The following is a 13,780-nucleotide window of genomic DNA, read 5'->3' on the forward strand; positions in this document are numbered from 1 at the left end:
GAACGGACGGATCCGGTCATCATGCGAAGATCATCGGTATGCGAGTGTTCGCGGGCGACCCCGCCGATCCTGACTTAGGCGCCGAGATCACCCTCACCGACGACGTCGCGGAGGACGCGGTCGTGGCACCGTTCGTGCGGGTGATCGGCACGCCGGGTGAACGCGAGATCGTGGTGGGCGAGGCACGCGTCGAGGCGGGCAAGATCGCGCTGGCGGTGCACGCGGCCTGGCGTGAGGACGGCGGCTGGCACCAGACCCCGTGGCGGCACAAGGATCTGAGCGACACCCTCAAGCACCCCGCCCATCCGATCAGCGACGGCGCGCCGACGATCGCGAAGGCCATCACCGAGGGGTCCCGCAACACCGTCGCCCAGCTCAGGGACCTGCGCTACGAGATGGAACGCCGGGTCGCCGACCTGCTCGCCCAGCGCCGCAGCACCGCGCTCAGGACGGTGCTGGCTCAGCTGGTGGAGTTGTCGATGGCGTTCAGCAGGGCGCGGGACCTCGCGCGTGAGGCGATTCGTGAACGCCGGGGCACCCCGGCAGCGTTGCGGCACTGCGAGGCGATGGACGTGGAGCTGGCCGAGGAGATCACCCGGCTGCAGTCGTTGCTGGGCAGCGTCTCCACGTTCGCCGTCGCGCAGGAAGGTGAGGCGCAGCAACGGTTCAACATGCTCGCCGCCGCGGCCGCCGCCGGACTCGGTCTGCCCGCGCTGATCCTGTCGCTGTACGGCGCGGACGACTACCTGCCGTTCACGTGGGACAAGGCCTGGCGAGCGCTGGTGCCCATAGCGGTGACCCTGAGCCTCGCCGCCGGGATCATCCTGCACCGCATGCCCGGCCGCACCACCGCCAAGCAGCACGTCATGGCGTTCGGCCTCGTCGCCGGGCTGATCGGCATGCTGCTGGTCGCCGGACTCCTGGCGCCCTAGAGCGGACGACGGCCGGCGAACCCCAGATCGGCCCGGTGGTACCAGGCCAGCTCGCGGTCACCCTCCAGCCAGCACAACAGCACCGGCACCCCGTCCATCTCCGACGGGAAGTCGACGAGCAACGGCGCGAAGCCCTTCAGCTCGGCACCGGTCTGCTGGACGGCCTCCATCAGCTCGTCCAACCGCGCCTGCGCGCCCTTGAACTCCGGCAGCCCACCCAGGGAAGACGAGCCCACGGCCAGTTCGGCGGCGTCGGCGCGCAGGCGCACGATCTCGTCCAGCACGGGCAACAACCGCGCCAGTTCGGCCTGCGCTTCAGCGAGCGTGAACAGTCCCACGAGTGCCAAGGCTGGCACAGTGGACGGAATGACGTGGCGACTGGGTGACCTCACCGTGAACCGGATCGGGTTCGGCGCGATGCGACTGCCGCAGGTGGGGGCCGCGCTCGCCCCGAAAGCCAAGCCGCGCAACCGCGAGCAGGCGATCGAGGTCCTCCGGGAAGCCGTGAGGCTGGGCGTCAACCACATCGACACGGCCGCGTTCTACTTCTCCGCCACCAGGTCCGCGAACGAACTGATCAACAGCGCGCTCTCGCCCTACCCGGACGACCTGGTGATCGTCACCAAGGTCGGGCCGAGCCGGTCACCGCAGGGGGAGTGGCTGCCGCTCGCCACGCCACCACAGCTGCGAGGTCAGGTCGAGGAGAACCTCCGGCAACTGGGCCGTGATCACCTCGACGTGGTCAACCTGCGCGTCAGCGGGCTCGACGACGTCAGCAGGCACTTCGAGCAGCTCGCGAAGCTCCGCGACGAAGGCCTGATCCGGCACCTCGGGTTGTCGAACGTCAAACCACCGCACCTCGACCAAGCGCAGAAAATCGCCCCCGTGGTGTGCGTGCAGAACTCGTACGGGCTCGGCCACCACCCCGAGCAGGACGACTTCCTCGGCGTCTGCGGCGAGCGCAACGTCGCGTTCGTGCCGTTCTTCGCGCTCGCCGGTGCGAACAAGGAGGCCGGCACGAACGCCGAGGACCACGAGGTCACCGAGATCGCGGTCAAGCACAACGCCTCGCCGGCACAGGTCAGGCTGGCGTGGACGCTGGCCAGAGGGCCGCACGTGCTCGTCATCCCCGGCACCGGCGACCCCGAGCACCTCAGGCAGAACATCGAGGCGGGCGACCTCCGACTGACCCCCGAGGACCTCACCCGCCTCGACGCGCTGCACCTCAACGGCGGCTGATCCGGCTGAACAACCAGGTCGCCCAACCGAAAGCGACCACCAGCAACCCACCGGACCACGCCAGCGCGAGCCAGCCCGAGGTCGCGGGCTGACCGTTCAGCAACGCGCGCACGGTCTCGATGACCGGCGTGATCGGCTGGTGCTCGCTGATCACCCGCAGCACCGCGGGCATCGTCGCGACGGGCACGAAAGCGCTGCTCAGGTACGGCAGGAACAGCATGAAGAAGCCCAGCAGGCTCGCGGACTCGACGGTCCGCGCGATCACGCCGAATCCCGCCGCGAGCCACGAGAGCGCCAGCACGTAGATCAGCAGCAGTCCCATCGCGAGCACCCAGCCGCCCACCGAGGCCGACGGCCGGAAGCCCATCAGCAACGCCACCAGCACCACCGCGAACGTCGCCACGGCGTTGCGTGCGACGGAGGCGGTGACGTGGCCGGTCAGCACGGCGAAGCTGCTGATCGGCATCGAGCGGAAGCGGTCGACGACGCCCTTCTTCATGTCGTCGGCCACCGACATCGCGGTGGACGTGGCGCCGTAACCGGTGCACAGCACGACTATGCCGGGCACCACGTAGTCCACATAGGACTCGACGTCGCCGATCGCGCCGCCGAAGACGTACACGAACAGCAACATCATCAGCACCGGCAGCAGGATCGCCATGATCACGAGGTCGAGGTTGCGCCGGCTCAACCGGATGCTGCGGCCGGCCATGGTCAACGAGGCGTTCACGCGGCCACCGCCGTCAGCGAGGTGAAGACGTCGTCCAAGGTCGGGCGGTGCTCGGACACCCGCACCACCCGCGCTGCCCGCAGGTCGTCCAGCACGGAGTGCAGATGCAGGGCGCTGCCGTCGGACGGCAGGCTCAGCGTCACCCCGTCCACGGCGCCGCCGACCACGGCCTGGGCGCGCAACGCGTCCTCGGCCGAACCGAAGGTCAGATCCAGCCGGGTGCCGCCGACCGAGTTCTTCAACGCGTCCGCGGTGCCATCGGCGACCACATCTCCGTTGTGCAGCACCACGATCCGGTCGGCGAGGCGGTCGGCCTCCTCCAGGTACTGGGTCGTGAGGAAGATCGTCACGCCGTCGCGCACCAGGTCGCCGATCGCGTCCCACATCGTCGTGCGGCTCACCGGGTCGAGGCCGGTCGTCGGCTCGTCCAGGAACAGCAGCCGCGGCGTCGACACCAGGCTCATCGCCAGGTCCAGCCGGCGCCGCATGCCGCCGGAGTACGTCTTCACGCGCCGGTCCGCCGCGTCCACCAGGTCGAAGCGCTCCAGCAGTTCCGACGACCGTGCGCGAGCCGCTGACCGGCTGAAACGGCGCAGGCGAGCGATCATGAACAGGTTCTCGCGCCCGGTCTGCTCCTCGTCCACCGCCGCGTACTGCCCGGTCAGGCCGATCACCCCGCGAACCGCAGCCGCCTCGCGCACCACGTCGAACCCGCAGACCTGTGCGGAACCACCATCGGGCCTGGTCAGCGTGCTCAGGATGCGGATCGTGGTCGTCTTGCCCGCACCGTTCGGCCCGAGCAGCGCGAGCACCGAACCCTCCGCCACCTTCAGGTCCAGGCCCTTGAGCACGGTCTGCGAGCCGTATCTCTTCGTCAGGCCCTCTGTCTCGACGATCATGGAACCCCCTTTTATGCGTACCTCATACGCAAAACCTGAATTAGCGTATGGCATACGCATCTGTTTGACTAGGGGGTATGAAAAGGGGGCGCAAGCCGACCATCGACGCCGCCGACATCACGCGGGCCGCCATCGCGGTCGCGGACGCCGAGGGGCTCACTGCCGTGTCGATGGCCCGCGTCGCGCAGGAGCTGGGCAACTCGACGATGGCGCTCTACCGGCACGTGAAGAGCAAGGACGAGCTCCTCGCGCTGATGGCCGACGCCGCGTTCGACGAGCCGCCCGTGCTGCCGGACGGCGAGTGGCGCGCCAAGCTCGAGGTCTGGGCGAAGGCGCTGCTCAGCGGTGTCCGCAGGCGTCCGTGGTTCCTGCAGATCCCGATGAACGGCCCGCCGACCGGCCTCAGGAGCCTCGCCTGGTTCGACTGTGCGCTGGGCGCGCTCGACGACACGCCGCTGGAGGCGGGGGAGAAGGTCGGCGTGGTGATGGGGCTGATGACGTTCGTGCACGGTGAGGCGTGGTTGAGCGTCACGCTGACGCAGGGGTACGAGAACGACCCGGCCCAGTTCAGCCGCCTGTACGGGCAGCGGCTGCGCGAGATCGTCGACCCGCGCCGGATGCCGGCGCTCGCGAAGATCGTCGCGGCCGGCGTCTTCGACATGGACGACCTCTTCGAGGCCGAGGACGTCGCCGCCGAATTCGACTTCGGCCTGCACCTGTTCCTCGAAGGTGTCGCGGCACACATCGGAGGACGGGCATGACGTACGCGGCGATCATCCTCACCGGCGGCAAGGGCGAACGGCTCGGCGGCGTCGACAAGGCCGCACTGTCCTACCGGGACGCGACGTTGCTCGACCACGTCCTGTCCGTTGTGGACGATGCGAGCCAGGTTGTCGTTGTGGGGCCGGAAAAGGATCTCCCGAACGTTCTCTGGGCGCGCGAGGATCCACCCGGTGGTGGTCCGCTCGCCGGTCTGGCCGCGGGGCTCGCGAAGATCACCGAGGACTGGGTCGCGGTGCTCGCCGTCGATCAACCCGGACTCACCAGGGACACGATCGCCAGACTGCGCGGCGCGGGCGCGAACGCCGTGCTCAAGGACGACCGCACGCAGTGGCTGATCGGCATCTGGAAAGCGGCCGAGCTGCGCGAAGCCCTACCTGAAGATCCACGCAACCTGCCGCTGCGCAAGACTCTCCAGCGGCTGCAACCCGTGGAAGTGTCCGCTTTGCCCGGTGAGGCGCAGGACGTCGACACGCCGGACGACCTGGACACCCTTCACGCCGGTTGAACAGCGCGTCAGCAAGACTGAACAACCATCGGTAAAACCCTGTTTCGCATGGAGGCCCGCACGTGACCGAGCCCGCCGCCGAGGCAACGCCGAACGCATCGGCGCCCGTCACCCCGGCTCGTGACGCCCAGCTGCTCGAACGCACCGTGTTCGAGGTGAAGCGGGTCATCGTCGGCCAGGACCGGCTCGTCGAGCGGATGCTCGTGGGTCTGCTGGCCAAGGGCCATCTGCTGCTCGAAGGTGTGCCGGGTGTCGCGAAGACGCTCGCCGTCGAGACGTTCGCCCGCGTCGTGGGCGGCTCGTTCTCCCGCGTGCAGTTCACGCCCGACCTGGTGCCCGCCGACATCCTCGGCACCCGCATCTACCGCCAGTCCAGCGAGGCGTTCGACGTCGAGCTCGGGCCTGTCGTCGCGAACTTCGTGCTCGCCGACGAGATCAACCGCGCGCCCGCCAAGGTGCAGTCGGCGATGCTCGAGGTGATGGCCGAGCGGCACGTGTCCATCGGTGGCAAGACCTTCCCGATGCCCGACCCGTTCCTCGTGCTGGCCACGCAGAACCCGATCGAGAACGAGGGCGTGTACCCGCTGCCCGAGGCGCAGCGCGACCGGTTCCTGTTCAAGATCCAGGTCGAGTACCCGACCGCCGAGGAAGAGCGCGAGATCGTCTACCGCATGGGCGTCGAAGCGCCCACGCCGAGCCAGGTCCTCTCGCCGGAGGAACTGGTGCGCCTGCAGGGCGTGGCGTCGCGCGTCTTCGTCCACCACGCGCTGGTCGACTACGTGGTGCGCCTGGTGATCGCGACCCGCGCACCCGGTGAGCACGGCCTCACCGACGTCGCGGGCTGGGTCGCGTACGGTGCTTCGCCGCGTGCGTCGCTGGGCATCATCGCCGCCGCGCGTGGCCTGGCACTGGTCCGCGGGCGTGACTACGTGCTGCCGCAGGACGTCGTGGACGTGGTGCCGGACGTGCTGCGTCACCGCCTGGTGCTCTCGTACGACGCGCTGGCCGACGGCGTGCCGATCGACCACATCATCACCCGAGTGCTGCAGATCGTGCCGTTGCCGCAGGTGTCGGCCCGTCCGCAGCAGCCGGTTCCGGCTGGTAGGCCGTGAGCCGCGAGAAGACCACCGAAGAGCGCCCTTCGTGGGCGCCGCCCGTGCTGCGAGGCGTCCGGATGGAGGCCGCGCTGCGCATGCTGGAGCTCGACGTCCGGCGCCGCCTCGACGGCCTGCTGCAGGGCAACCACCTCGGCCTCGTGCCGGGGCCGGGCACCGAGCCGGGCGAGGCCAGGACCTACCAGCCGGGCGACGACGTGCGCCGGATGGACTGGGCGGTCACCGCGCGCACGACCGTGCCGCACATCCGCGAGACGGTCGCGGACCGCGAGCTGGAGACGTGGATGGCGATCGACCTGTCGCCGTCGCTCGACTTCGGCACGGCGGTCTGCGAGAAGCGCGACCTGGCCATCGCCGCGACGGCCGCGGTCGCGCACCTGACGCGCGGCGGTGGCAACCGGATCGGCGCCGCTGTCTCGACGGGCGCGGACAACATCCGCGTCCCGGCACGAGGCGGCCTGGCCCACGCGCGGGGCATGATCCGCAAGATCGCCGAGCTGCCGCGTGCGGAAGAGGGCACGCGCGGCGACCTGGCGGCCTTGCTGGAGCAGCTCCGCCGTCCGCCACGGCGACGCGGCCTGATCGTGGTGATCTCCGACTTCCTCGGTGGCATGGAGTGGCAACGGCCGCTGCGCGCGTTGTCCGCGCGGCACGACATCGTCGCCATCGAGATCGTGGACCCGCGTGACGTCGACCTGCCCGAGGTCGGCACCGTCGTGCTGTCCGACCCGGAGACCGGCCGGCAGCGCGAGGTGACCGCGTCCGCGTTGCTGCGCAAGGAGTTCAACGCCGCGGCCGCGGAACACCGGGGAGAGGTCGCGGCCGGGCTGCGGCGCGCGGGCGCCGGGCACCTGGTGCTGCGGACCGACTCGGACTGGATCGCGGACACGGTTCGTTTCGTGGTGGCGCGCAAGCGTCGCTGGTCTGGGGGTGTCGCATGAGCTTCTCCAACTTCGTCGCCCCGTTGTGGTTCCTGCTGCTCATCGGGGTCGCGTTGCTGGCGGCGGGCTACGTGGTGGTGCAACGGGTGCGCCGCAAGAGGGTGCTCCGGTTCACGAACCTCGAACTGCTGGAACGCGTTGCGCCCAAACGGGAACGCTGGTCGCGCCACGTGCCGGCGGCGTTCCTGCTGGCGGCCCTGGCGTTGCTGACCGTGGCGCTGGCCGGGCCGACGTCCGAGCAACGGGTCCCGCGCAACCGGGCCACCGTCATGCTGGTGGTCGACGTGTCGCTGTCGATGAAGGCGACGGACGTGAAGCCTTCACGTCTGGAAGCCGCGCAGGTGGCCGCCAAGTCGTTCGCCGAGGGCCTGACGCCGGGCATCAACCTGGGGCTGATCTCGTTCGCCGGCTCGGCCACCGTGCTGGTCGCGCCGACGACGGACCGTGCGGCCGTGACGCAGTCGATCGACGGGCTGAAGCTGGCCCAGTCGACCGCGACCGGTGACGCGCTGGTGGCCGCGATGGCGTCGATCGACTCGTTCGGCAAGGTCGTCGGCGGCGCCGAGGGCCCGCCGCCCGCCCGCATCGTGCTGATGACGGACGGCAAGGAGACCGTGGGCACCCGCAAGGCTTTCGACGCGGCCGAGGACGCCAAGAAGGCCGGGATCCCGATCTCCACGATCTCGTTCGGCACCGAGGACGGCGTGGTCGACATCGAGGGCCGGCAGCAGTCCGTGCCGGTCGACGACGACTCGATGAAGGAGATCGCGAAGATCTCCGGCGGTGAATTCTTCAAGGCGGCTTCCGCCGAGGAGCTGCGTCGCGTGTACGACACGCTCGGCGAGCAGATCGGCTACGAGAAGAAGCAGGCGGACGCGTCCAAGCCCTGGCTGCTGCTCGGGACCTTGACCGCGATGTTCGCCGCGGCCGGAGCGCTGATCCTGGGTCAACGCCTGCCGTAGCGCAGCTCCACGACGCCGTTTCCGAACGCCCTGGTGCTCTTGAACGCCAGGGCGTTCGGCTTCTTGAAGAACGGCGTGCCCGCGCCGATCGCGACCGGGTTGACGGACAGGCGGACCTCGTCGATCAGGTGATGATCATCCGTGCAGCCTCCGGTACTCCGTTGCCGCGCCGGGATGCAGTGGCACCTTGCCCGTGTCGATGAGGCTGCGCACGTCGAGGTACTGGGTGCCGAGCGCCTGGTCCGGCACGAGCTGCGCGGCCTTGGCGATGAGCAGGCGCACGACGGCGCCCGCGTACTCGGTGCTCAGGTCGGGGCGGCACACCAGCAGGTTCGGGGTGCCGATCGTGGGGATGTCGACCTGGGAGCCGTACACGCCCATGCGGACGTCCACGCGCTCGTAGACCTTGCCGTAGTCCTGGCGCAGCCTCGGGAGGAACGTGTCGAGCGGCAGCAGCCTGATGCCGCTCGCCTTGTTGAGCTCGGGGGTGGGGACGCCGCCGGACCACAGCAGCGCCGCGATCTCGCCTTTCTTCAGGGCGTCGATGGCGTTGCGCAGCGGGTAGTGCTCTTCCTGAACGCCCAGCGCGAGCCGTTCGCCCTGGAGTGCGGCGCCGGACCCGGCCGCGCCCAGGGACACGGGTTTGCCGATCAGGTCGGCCGGGGTCCGGTAGGGCGAGGAGTCGAGGACGACCAGCTGCAGGTAGTTCTCGTAGACGCGGCCCAGGGCGACCAGGCCGGACTCCAGGTGGGCGCTGTCGCTCAGCGTCAGGGCGAGGTCGGCGGTGCCTTCGCGGAGGTGTTTGAGGTTGTCGGCACTGCCGCCGGTCTCGATCGGGGTGATGGTCAGGGGGCTGGGGGAGAGGCGGGAGAGGAGGGCGGCGAAGTCGTTGTAGAAACCGCCGGGTTCGCCGCCGGCGATCCGGATCGTGCCGCTCGGCTCGCTCGTCCCGCACGCGGTCAACGCGAGCAGACCTACGAGGAAGGTTCGCCGCCTCATAGCAGCGGCTCCTTCGGCAGTTCCACGGTGACCACCAGCCCGCCGTCCGTGTGCAGCTTCAGCTTTCCGTCATGCGTCGTCACGATCCGATCCGCGATCGCCAGCCCCAGCCCGGTCCCGCGCTGGGAGTCGTCGCCGCGCCAGAACCGTTCGGTCGCGTGTTTGATGTCCTTTTTGGACAAACCGGGCCCGTTGTCCCGCACCGTCAGCGTCGCCCGGTCGCACACCACCGTGACCTGCGACCCGCCGTACTTGATGGCGTTGTCCAGCAACACGTCCAGCACCTGCGCCAGATCCGACACCGCACACCGCACCAGTCCCGGCGCGCGGTCCTCGACCGTGATCGTCACCCCGGCCGAACTCGCCGCCGCACGCCACGCGTCGACCCGGTCATGCGCCACCACTTGCAGGTCAGCTAGTTCAGGCTCGACACCGCCCGCCGCGCGTTCGGTCGCGGTGCTCTCCGCCGAGGCCAGCGCCAGGAGTCCGTCCAGCAGCGACTCCAGTCGTTCGACCTCGGTCAGCAGCGAGCCGTTGGACGGCAGCATGTCCACCCGGAGCCGCAGCGCCGCCATCGGGTTGCGCAGCTGGTGGGAGGCGTCGGCGATCAGGCGTCGTTGCTGGTCGGCGGCCTCAGCCACGGCGTCCGACATGCGGTTGAACGACTCGGACAACGCCCGCAGCTCGGCCGGCCCCGCGGTGTCGGCGACGTGCGTGCGCCGCTGCCCCTCCGCGACCGCCCGGACACCCCGGTCGAGCTCCTTGAGAGGCCGCAGCAGCCACCGCGCCACCACCAACGCGAGCAGCACGCACGCACACGCCGCCAGCAGGGCTCCTGCCAGCACGAACGCCCACCGCCGTGCGACGTCCAACGCGGCAACCTCAGTGGACGCTCGCAGCACGACAGCGCCCGCGACCTTCGTTCCGGTGCCGACAGGACGGGCGAACAGGACATCGCCGCCGCTCCACGGCATCACGGTCGGCACAGGTGCGGCGGGCTGGTTGCGCAGCGCGGCATCGATCTGCGTGGAGACGTCGGCGACCGTCATCCCGGCCTCGACGACGGGCGCGCCGGCCGCGTTGACGACCACGACCTCCTCGCCGTAGATCTCGTTGTACCGCAACGCCTCGGACACCACGACGTCGGCGGGCAGGGTGGCGAAGCGGTCGAGGTCCGCGGTGCGGCTGATCACGAACTGCTGGGTGCGCTCGGACGCCGTGCTCATCAGCAGCGGCAGCGCGAACGCGGTGACCGCCGACAGTGAGAACAGCAGCAGCACCAACAGAAGCCGTTGCCGCATCTATTCACCGAGCCGGTAGCCGAAACCGCGGATCGTGTGCAGCAGCCCCGGCCGGTCGAGCTTCGCCCGCAGCTGCGTGAGATGGACGTCCAACGTCCGGGACACCGCGACGAAGGCGTTGCCCCACACCTCGTCCATCAACTGCTGCCGGCTCACCGCCGTGCCAGGCCTGCGCGCCAGCACCGCCAGCACGTCGAACTCCTTGGTCGTCAACGAGATCTCGCGCCCGCCGACCACGACCTGACGGCTCTGCAGGTCTATCTCCACGTCGGAGACCCGCACGACGTCGTCCGGTTCCTGCGACCGGGCCGCGCTGCGCCGGGCGACCGCGTCGATGCGCGCCAGCAACTCGGCCAGCCGCACCGGCTTGACCAGGTAGTCGTCCGCTCCCAGCCGCAGCCCGCGCACCACGGTCCGCTCGTCGCCGCGCGCGGTCAGCACCAGCACCGGCACCGGGTCGATCTTGCGGAGCTTGCGCAGCACCTCCAGGCCGTCCTGATCGGGCAGGCCGAGGTCGAGCAGCACCACGTCCGCGTCCCGATGCGCGATCAACGCGTCGGCGCCCCTGCGCACACGGGTGGGCCGGTGGCCGTTCGCCCGCAGCGCTTCCACCAGGGCGTCGGCGACACCGTCGTCGTCTTCGACCAACAGCACCCGCATTTGAGAAGTATCGCCCCATAAGGTCGTTTCGTGCGCGAGGCGACGCGCTTAAGTGACTGTAAAGAACCTACAGCCCAGGTTGTGAGGGGTGTCCGTCCGCCGAGATCGTGTCGGCCATGACAGTCGTTCAGGAAAAACGCGCCGAGCGCCGAGTGGTGGCGAACGTGCTGCGCGGATCAGTCGGAAACTTGATCGAGTGGTACGACTGGTACGCCTACACCGCGTTCAGCATCTACTTCGCGGCCGCGTTCTTCCCCAAGGGCGACCAGACCGCGCAGCTGCTCAACACCGCCGCCGTGTTCGCCGTCGGCTTCCTGATGCGACCGCTGGGCGGCTGGTTGCTCGGCCGCTACGCCGATCGCCACGGCCGCCGCGCCGCGTTGACCCTCTCGGTCACGCTGATGGCGTTCGGTTCGTTGATCATCGCGTTGACCCCGTCGTACGCCACGATCGGCGTGGCCGCGCCGATTCTGCTGGTCCTGGCGCGGTTGTTGCAGGGGCTGTCGGTCGGTGGTGAGTACGCGACCTCGGCGACCTATCTGTCCGAAGTGGCCTGACCGGCGCGTCGCGGTTTCTACTCGAGTTTCCAGTACGTGACGCTGACGGCCGGTCAGCTGGTCGCGCTGGGCGTGCAGATCGTGCTGCAGCAGTTCCTGTCCAAGCCCGAGATGACGGAGTGGGGCTGGCGGATCGCGTTCGTCATCGGGGCGACCGGCGCGATCGTCGTGATGTGGCTGCGCCGCGGGATGGACGAGTCGGAGAACTTCGAGAAGCAGAAGGAAAACCCCGAAAAGGGCACCTTCAAGGCGTTGCTCAAGCACCCCAAGGAATGTCTGCTCGTCGTCGGCCTGACGTTGGGTGGCACGGTCGCGTTCTACACGTACACGACCTATCTGCAGAAGTTCATGGTGAACACCAGCAAGATCGACGCCGCGACCGTCAGCTGGATCAACTTCGGCGCGCTGCTGGTGTTCGTGGTGCTGCAACCGATCGCGGGCGCGCTGTCCGACCGGATCGGCCGCCGTCCACTGCTGCTCGGGTTCGATGTGCTCGGCACGCTGGCAACCGTGCCGCTGCTGTCGACGCTGGCTCGCACCTCTGAAGCGTTCCCGGCGTTCCTGCTCATGCTGGGCGGCCTGGTGATCGTCACCGGTTACACGTCGATCAACGCGATCGTGAAGGCCGAGCTGTTCCCGACGAACATCCGCGCGCTGGGCGTCGGCCTGCCGTACGCGCTGACCGTGGCGATCTTCGGCGGCACCGCGGAGTACGTGGCGCTGTGGTTCAAGCAGGCCGGCATGGAGTCGGTGTTCTTCTACTACGTCGCCGGGTGCGTGCTGATCTCGTTGCTGGTCTACGGGTTCATGCGCGAGACCTCCAAAGACTCGGTCCTGGACAAGGACTGATGAGCCACGCGGAGGGCGGTCTTGCGGCGACTGCCCTCCGCCTTCTTCAGGACTAGCAGCGTTCGTCGGTCCAGTCGCCGGCGCTGAAGGTGGAGTTCCAGACCCCACCGCCCGCCCTGGTGCACTCCTTCAGCGTGTCCGCGCCGGAAGACCACAGCTCCTGCTTGTTCCAGGTCTTCACGTAGTCGACGGAACTCTCGCTGATCCGGGTCGAGACGCCCGCGCTGATCTCGAACGGCTCCTTGTGCTTGGCCAGCCACGTGTCCCAGACCCAGACGTAGGCCCAGTTCTTGTTGCAGCCCTTGAACTGCTTGACCGACGCGACGGTCTCCGTGCGCCACTTGAGGATCTTCGTCGACCCGATCTGGGTGACGCCGCTCGGGCACTTCGGGTTGTACTCGGCCTGCGCCGTACCGGTGAAGGTCACGGCGATGGCGGCGGCCGCCAGCACGGTGGCACCGATCTTCTTCAGCATGATCAGCACCTCACGTCGGTGCTGTCGTGCACGCTGTAGTTCTGCGAGAAGACGTTGCCGGCGGCGTAGGTGCAGTACTTCAGCGTGTTCGCGCCGTTCGACCAGGCCTCCTGCGTGCGGCCGTCGACTCCGGCGTAGTCGGCCGCTTCGGAGCCGGTGCTGGTCCAGATCGCCACGCGGATGTGGAAGGTCTCCTTGTGCTTGGCCATCCACGAGTCCCAGACGTACACGTAGGCCCAGTTCTTGTTGCACCCCTTGAACTGCTTGAGCGACGCGACGGTCTCGGCGCCCTTCTTGAGGTAGGTCGTCGACCCGATCTGCGTCACCCCGGTCTTGCACTTGGGGTTGTACTCGGCCTGCGCCGTGCCGGTGAACGTCATGGCGATCGCGGCGGCGGCGAGCACTGCTGCGCTCAGCTTCTTCATGTTCAGCAACGCTCCTCGGTGAAGCCGGCGTGCCCGCCGGAGACGGTTCCGTAGACCTGGGTGCAGACGTTCAGCGTCCTCGCGCCCCGGGACCACACTTCCTGCTGGCCACGCGCACCGCTGTCGGTGTCGATCCCGCCGTCGCCGGTGGTGACGGCCACCGTGGCGACGAAGTTGGGGTGGTCGGCCTTCCACGAGTCCCAGACGTAGATGTAGCCCCAGTTCTTGTTGCAGCCCTTGAACTGCTTGACCGAGGCGACGGTCTTGGAGCCGCTCTTGAGGTACTTGGTGTCGCCGATCTTGGTGACGCCGGTCGAGCACCGGGGGTTCGTCTCGGCCTGCGCGGTGCCGGTGAACGTCACGGCGATCGCGGCGGCGGCGAGGACGGTCGCGGTCAGCTTCCCCATG

At 69.0% G+C, this 13,780-nt stretch carries 16 protein-coding genes and 1 pseudogene; 8 read left to right on the forward strand and 9 right to left on the reverse strand.

Going from position 1 to position 13,780, the window contains the following annotated elements; all coding sequences use genetic code 11:
* The first annotated feature begins 38 nt into the window (after positions 1-38).
* A complete protein-coding gene (locus tag LFM09_RS16540; protein ID WP_414097331.1) occupies positions 39-932 on the forward strand; it encodes a hypothetical protein in 894 nt (297 codons plus the stop codon).
* Here LFM09_RS16540 and LFM09_RS16545 read toward each other — a convergent pair.
* Positions 929-1,270, reverse strand: coding sequence for a DUF2203 domain-containing protein (locus LFM09_RS16545; RefSeq protein ID WP_414097533.1), 342 nt, complete (start codon positions 1,268-1,270; stop codon positions 929-931). The genes LFM09_RS16540 and LFM09_RS16545 overlap by 4 nt on opposite strands.
* Positions 1,271-1,298: 28 nt before the next feature.
* Here LFM09_RS16545 and LFM09_RS16550 point away from each other — a divergent pair, with 28 nt between their 5' ends.
* Complete coding sequence (locus LFM09_RS16550) at positions 1,299-2,171, forward strand: aldo/keto reductase (RefSeq protein ID WP_414097332.1); 873 nt, start codon at positions 1,299-1,301, stop codon at positions 2,169-2,171.
* On the opposite strand, the gene LFM09_RS16555 is transcribed toward LFM09_RS16550, so the two are convergent.
* Both LFM09_RS16555 and LFM09_RS16560 read right to left on the reverse strand, forming a co-directional pair.
* The gene (locus tag LFM09_RS16555; RefSeq protein WP_414097333.1) at positions 2,158-2,901 is read right to left on the reverse strand and encodes an ABC transporter permease; all 744 of its coding nucleotides are present in this window, start codon (positions 2,899-2,901) and stop codon (positions 2,158-2,160) included. The two genes, LFM09_RS16550 and LFM09_RS16555, sit on opposite strands and share 14 nt — an antisense overlap.
* Positions 2,898-3,800, reverse strand: coding sequence for an ATP-binding cassette domain-containing protein (locus LFM09_RS16560; protein WP_414097334.1), 903 nt, complete (start codon positions 3,798-3,800; stop codon positions 2,898-2,900). The genes LFM09_RS16555 and LFM09_RS16560 overlap by 4 nt, the downstream gene beginning before the upstream one ends.
* A 77-nt stretch (positions 3,801-3,877) precedes the next feature.
* Between LFM09_RS16560 and LFM09_RS16565 the strand changes: the two genes are divergently transcribed.
* The 5 genes from LFM09_RS16565 to LFM09_RS16585 all read left to right on the forward strand — a co-directional run bounded on the left by LFM09_RS16565 (position 3,878) and on the right by LFM09_RS16585 (position 8,106).
* Complete coding sequence (locus LFM09_RS16565; protein ID WP_414097335.1) at positions 3,878-4,561, forward strand: TetR/AcrR family transcriptional regulator; 684 nt, start codon at positions 3,878-3,880, stop codon at positions 4,559-4,561.
* Positions 4,558-5,088 (forward strand): molybdenum cofactor guanylyltransferase, encoded by a 531-nt coding sequence (locus LFM09_RS16570; RefSeq protein ID WP_414097336.1) that lies wholly within the window; start codon positions 4,558-4,560, stop codon positions 5,086-5,088. The genes LFM09_RS16565 and LFM09_RS16570 overlap by 4 nt, the downstream gene beginning before the upstream one ends.
* Positions 5,089-5,150: 62 nt before the next feature.
* A complete protein-coding gene (locus tag LFM09_RS16575; RefSeq protein WP_414097337.1) occupies positions 5,151-6,200 on the forward strand; it encodes an AAA family ATPase in 1,050 nt (349 codons plus the stop codon).
* A gap of 62 nt (positions 6,201-6,262) precedes the next feature.
* Positions 6,263-7,144 (forward strand): DUF58 domain-containing protein, encoded by an 882-nt coding sequence (locus LFM09_RS16580; protein WP_414097534.1) that lies wholly within the window; start codon positions 6,263-6,265, stop codon positions 7,142-7,144.
* Positions 7,141-8,106 (forward strand): VWA domain-containing protein, encoded by a 966-nt coding sequence (locus LFM09_RS16585; protein ID WP_414097338.1) that lies wholly within the window; start codon positions 7,141-7,143, stop codon positions 8,104-8,106. The genes LFM09_RS16580 and LFM09_RS16585 overlap by 4 nt, the downstream gene beginning before the upstream one ends.
* 135 nt (positions 8,107-8,241) lie before the next feature.
* Here LFM09_RS16585 and LFM09_RS16590 read toward each other — a convergent pair whose 3' ends face one another.
* The 3 genes from LFM09_RS16590 to LFM09_RS16600 are packed head-to-tail and all read right to left on the reverse strand — an operon-like array spanning position 8,242 to position 11,066.
* The gene (locus LFM09_RS16590) at positions 8,242-9,105 is read right to left on the reverse strand and encodes a TAXI family TRAP transporter solute-binding subunit (RefSeq protein ID WP_414097339.1); all 864 of its coding nucleotides are present in this window, start codon (positions 9,103-9,105) and stop codon (positions 8,242-8,244) included.
* Positions 9,102-10,406, reverse strand: coding sequence for a sensor histidine kinase (locus LFM09_RS16595; protein WP_414097340.1), 1,305 nt, complete (start codon positions 10,404-10,406; stop codon positions 9,102-9,104). Before LFM09_RS16595 ends, LFM09_RS16590 begins: the two co-directional genes overlap by 4 nt.
* Positions 10,407-11,066, reverse strand: coding sequence for a response regulator transcription factor (locus LFM09_RS16600; RefSeq protein WP_414097341.1), 660 nt, complete (start codon positions 11,064-11,066; stop codon positions 10,407-10,409). It lies immediately after the preceding gene.
* A 116-nt stretch (positions 11,067-11,182) separates the two neighbouring features.
* Between LFM09_RS16600 and LFM09_RS16605 the strand changes: the two are divergent.
* A pseudogene (locus LFM09_RS16605) lies at positions 11,183-12,472 on the forward strand (MFS transporter).
* 52 nt (positions 12,473-12,524) lie between these two features.
* Here the strand turns inward: LFM09_RS16605 and LFM09_RS16610 are convergent.
* The 3 genes from LFM09_RS16610 to LFM09_RS16620 are packed head-to-tail and all read right to left on the reverse strand — an operon-like array spanning position 12,525 to position 13,779.
* Positions 12,525-12,947, reverse strand: coding sequence for a hypothetical protein (locus LFM09_RS16610; protein WP_414097342.1), 423 nt, complete (start codon positions 12,945-12,947; stop codon positions 12,525-12,527).
* A gap of 2 nt (positions 12,948-12,949) precedes the next feature.
* The gene (locus LFM09_RS16615) at positions 12,950-13,372 is read right to left on the reverse strand and encodes a hypothetical protein (protein ID WP_414097343.1); all 423 of its coding nucleotides are present in this window, start codon (positions 13,370-13,372) and stop codon (positions 12,950-12,952) included.
* A 2-nt stretch (positions 13,373-13,374) separates the two neighbouring features.
* Positions 13,375-13,779: a hypothetical protein gene (locus tag LFM09_RS16620; RefSeq protein WP_414097344.1), complete on the reverse strand. Its 405-nt coding sequence runs from the start codon at positions 13,777-13,779 to the stop codon at positions 13,375-13,377.
* Position 13,780: the final 1 nt, after the last annotated feature.

Source organism: Lentzea alba, from assembly GCF_047445655.1.
GTDB classification, from domain to species: Bacteria; Actinomycetota; Actinomycetes; order Mycobacteriales; family Pseudonocardiaceae; genus Lentzea; species Lentzea alba_A.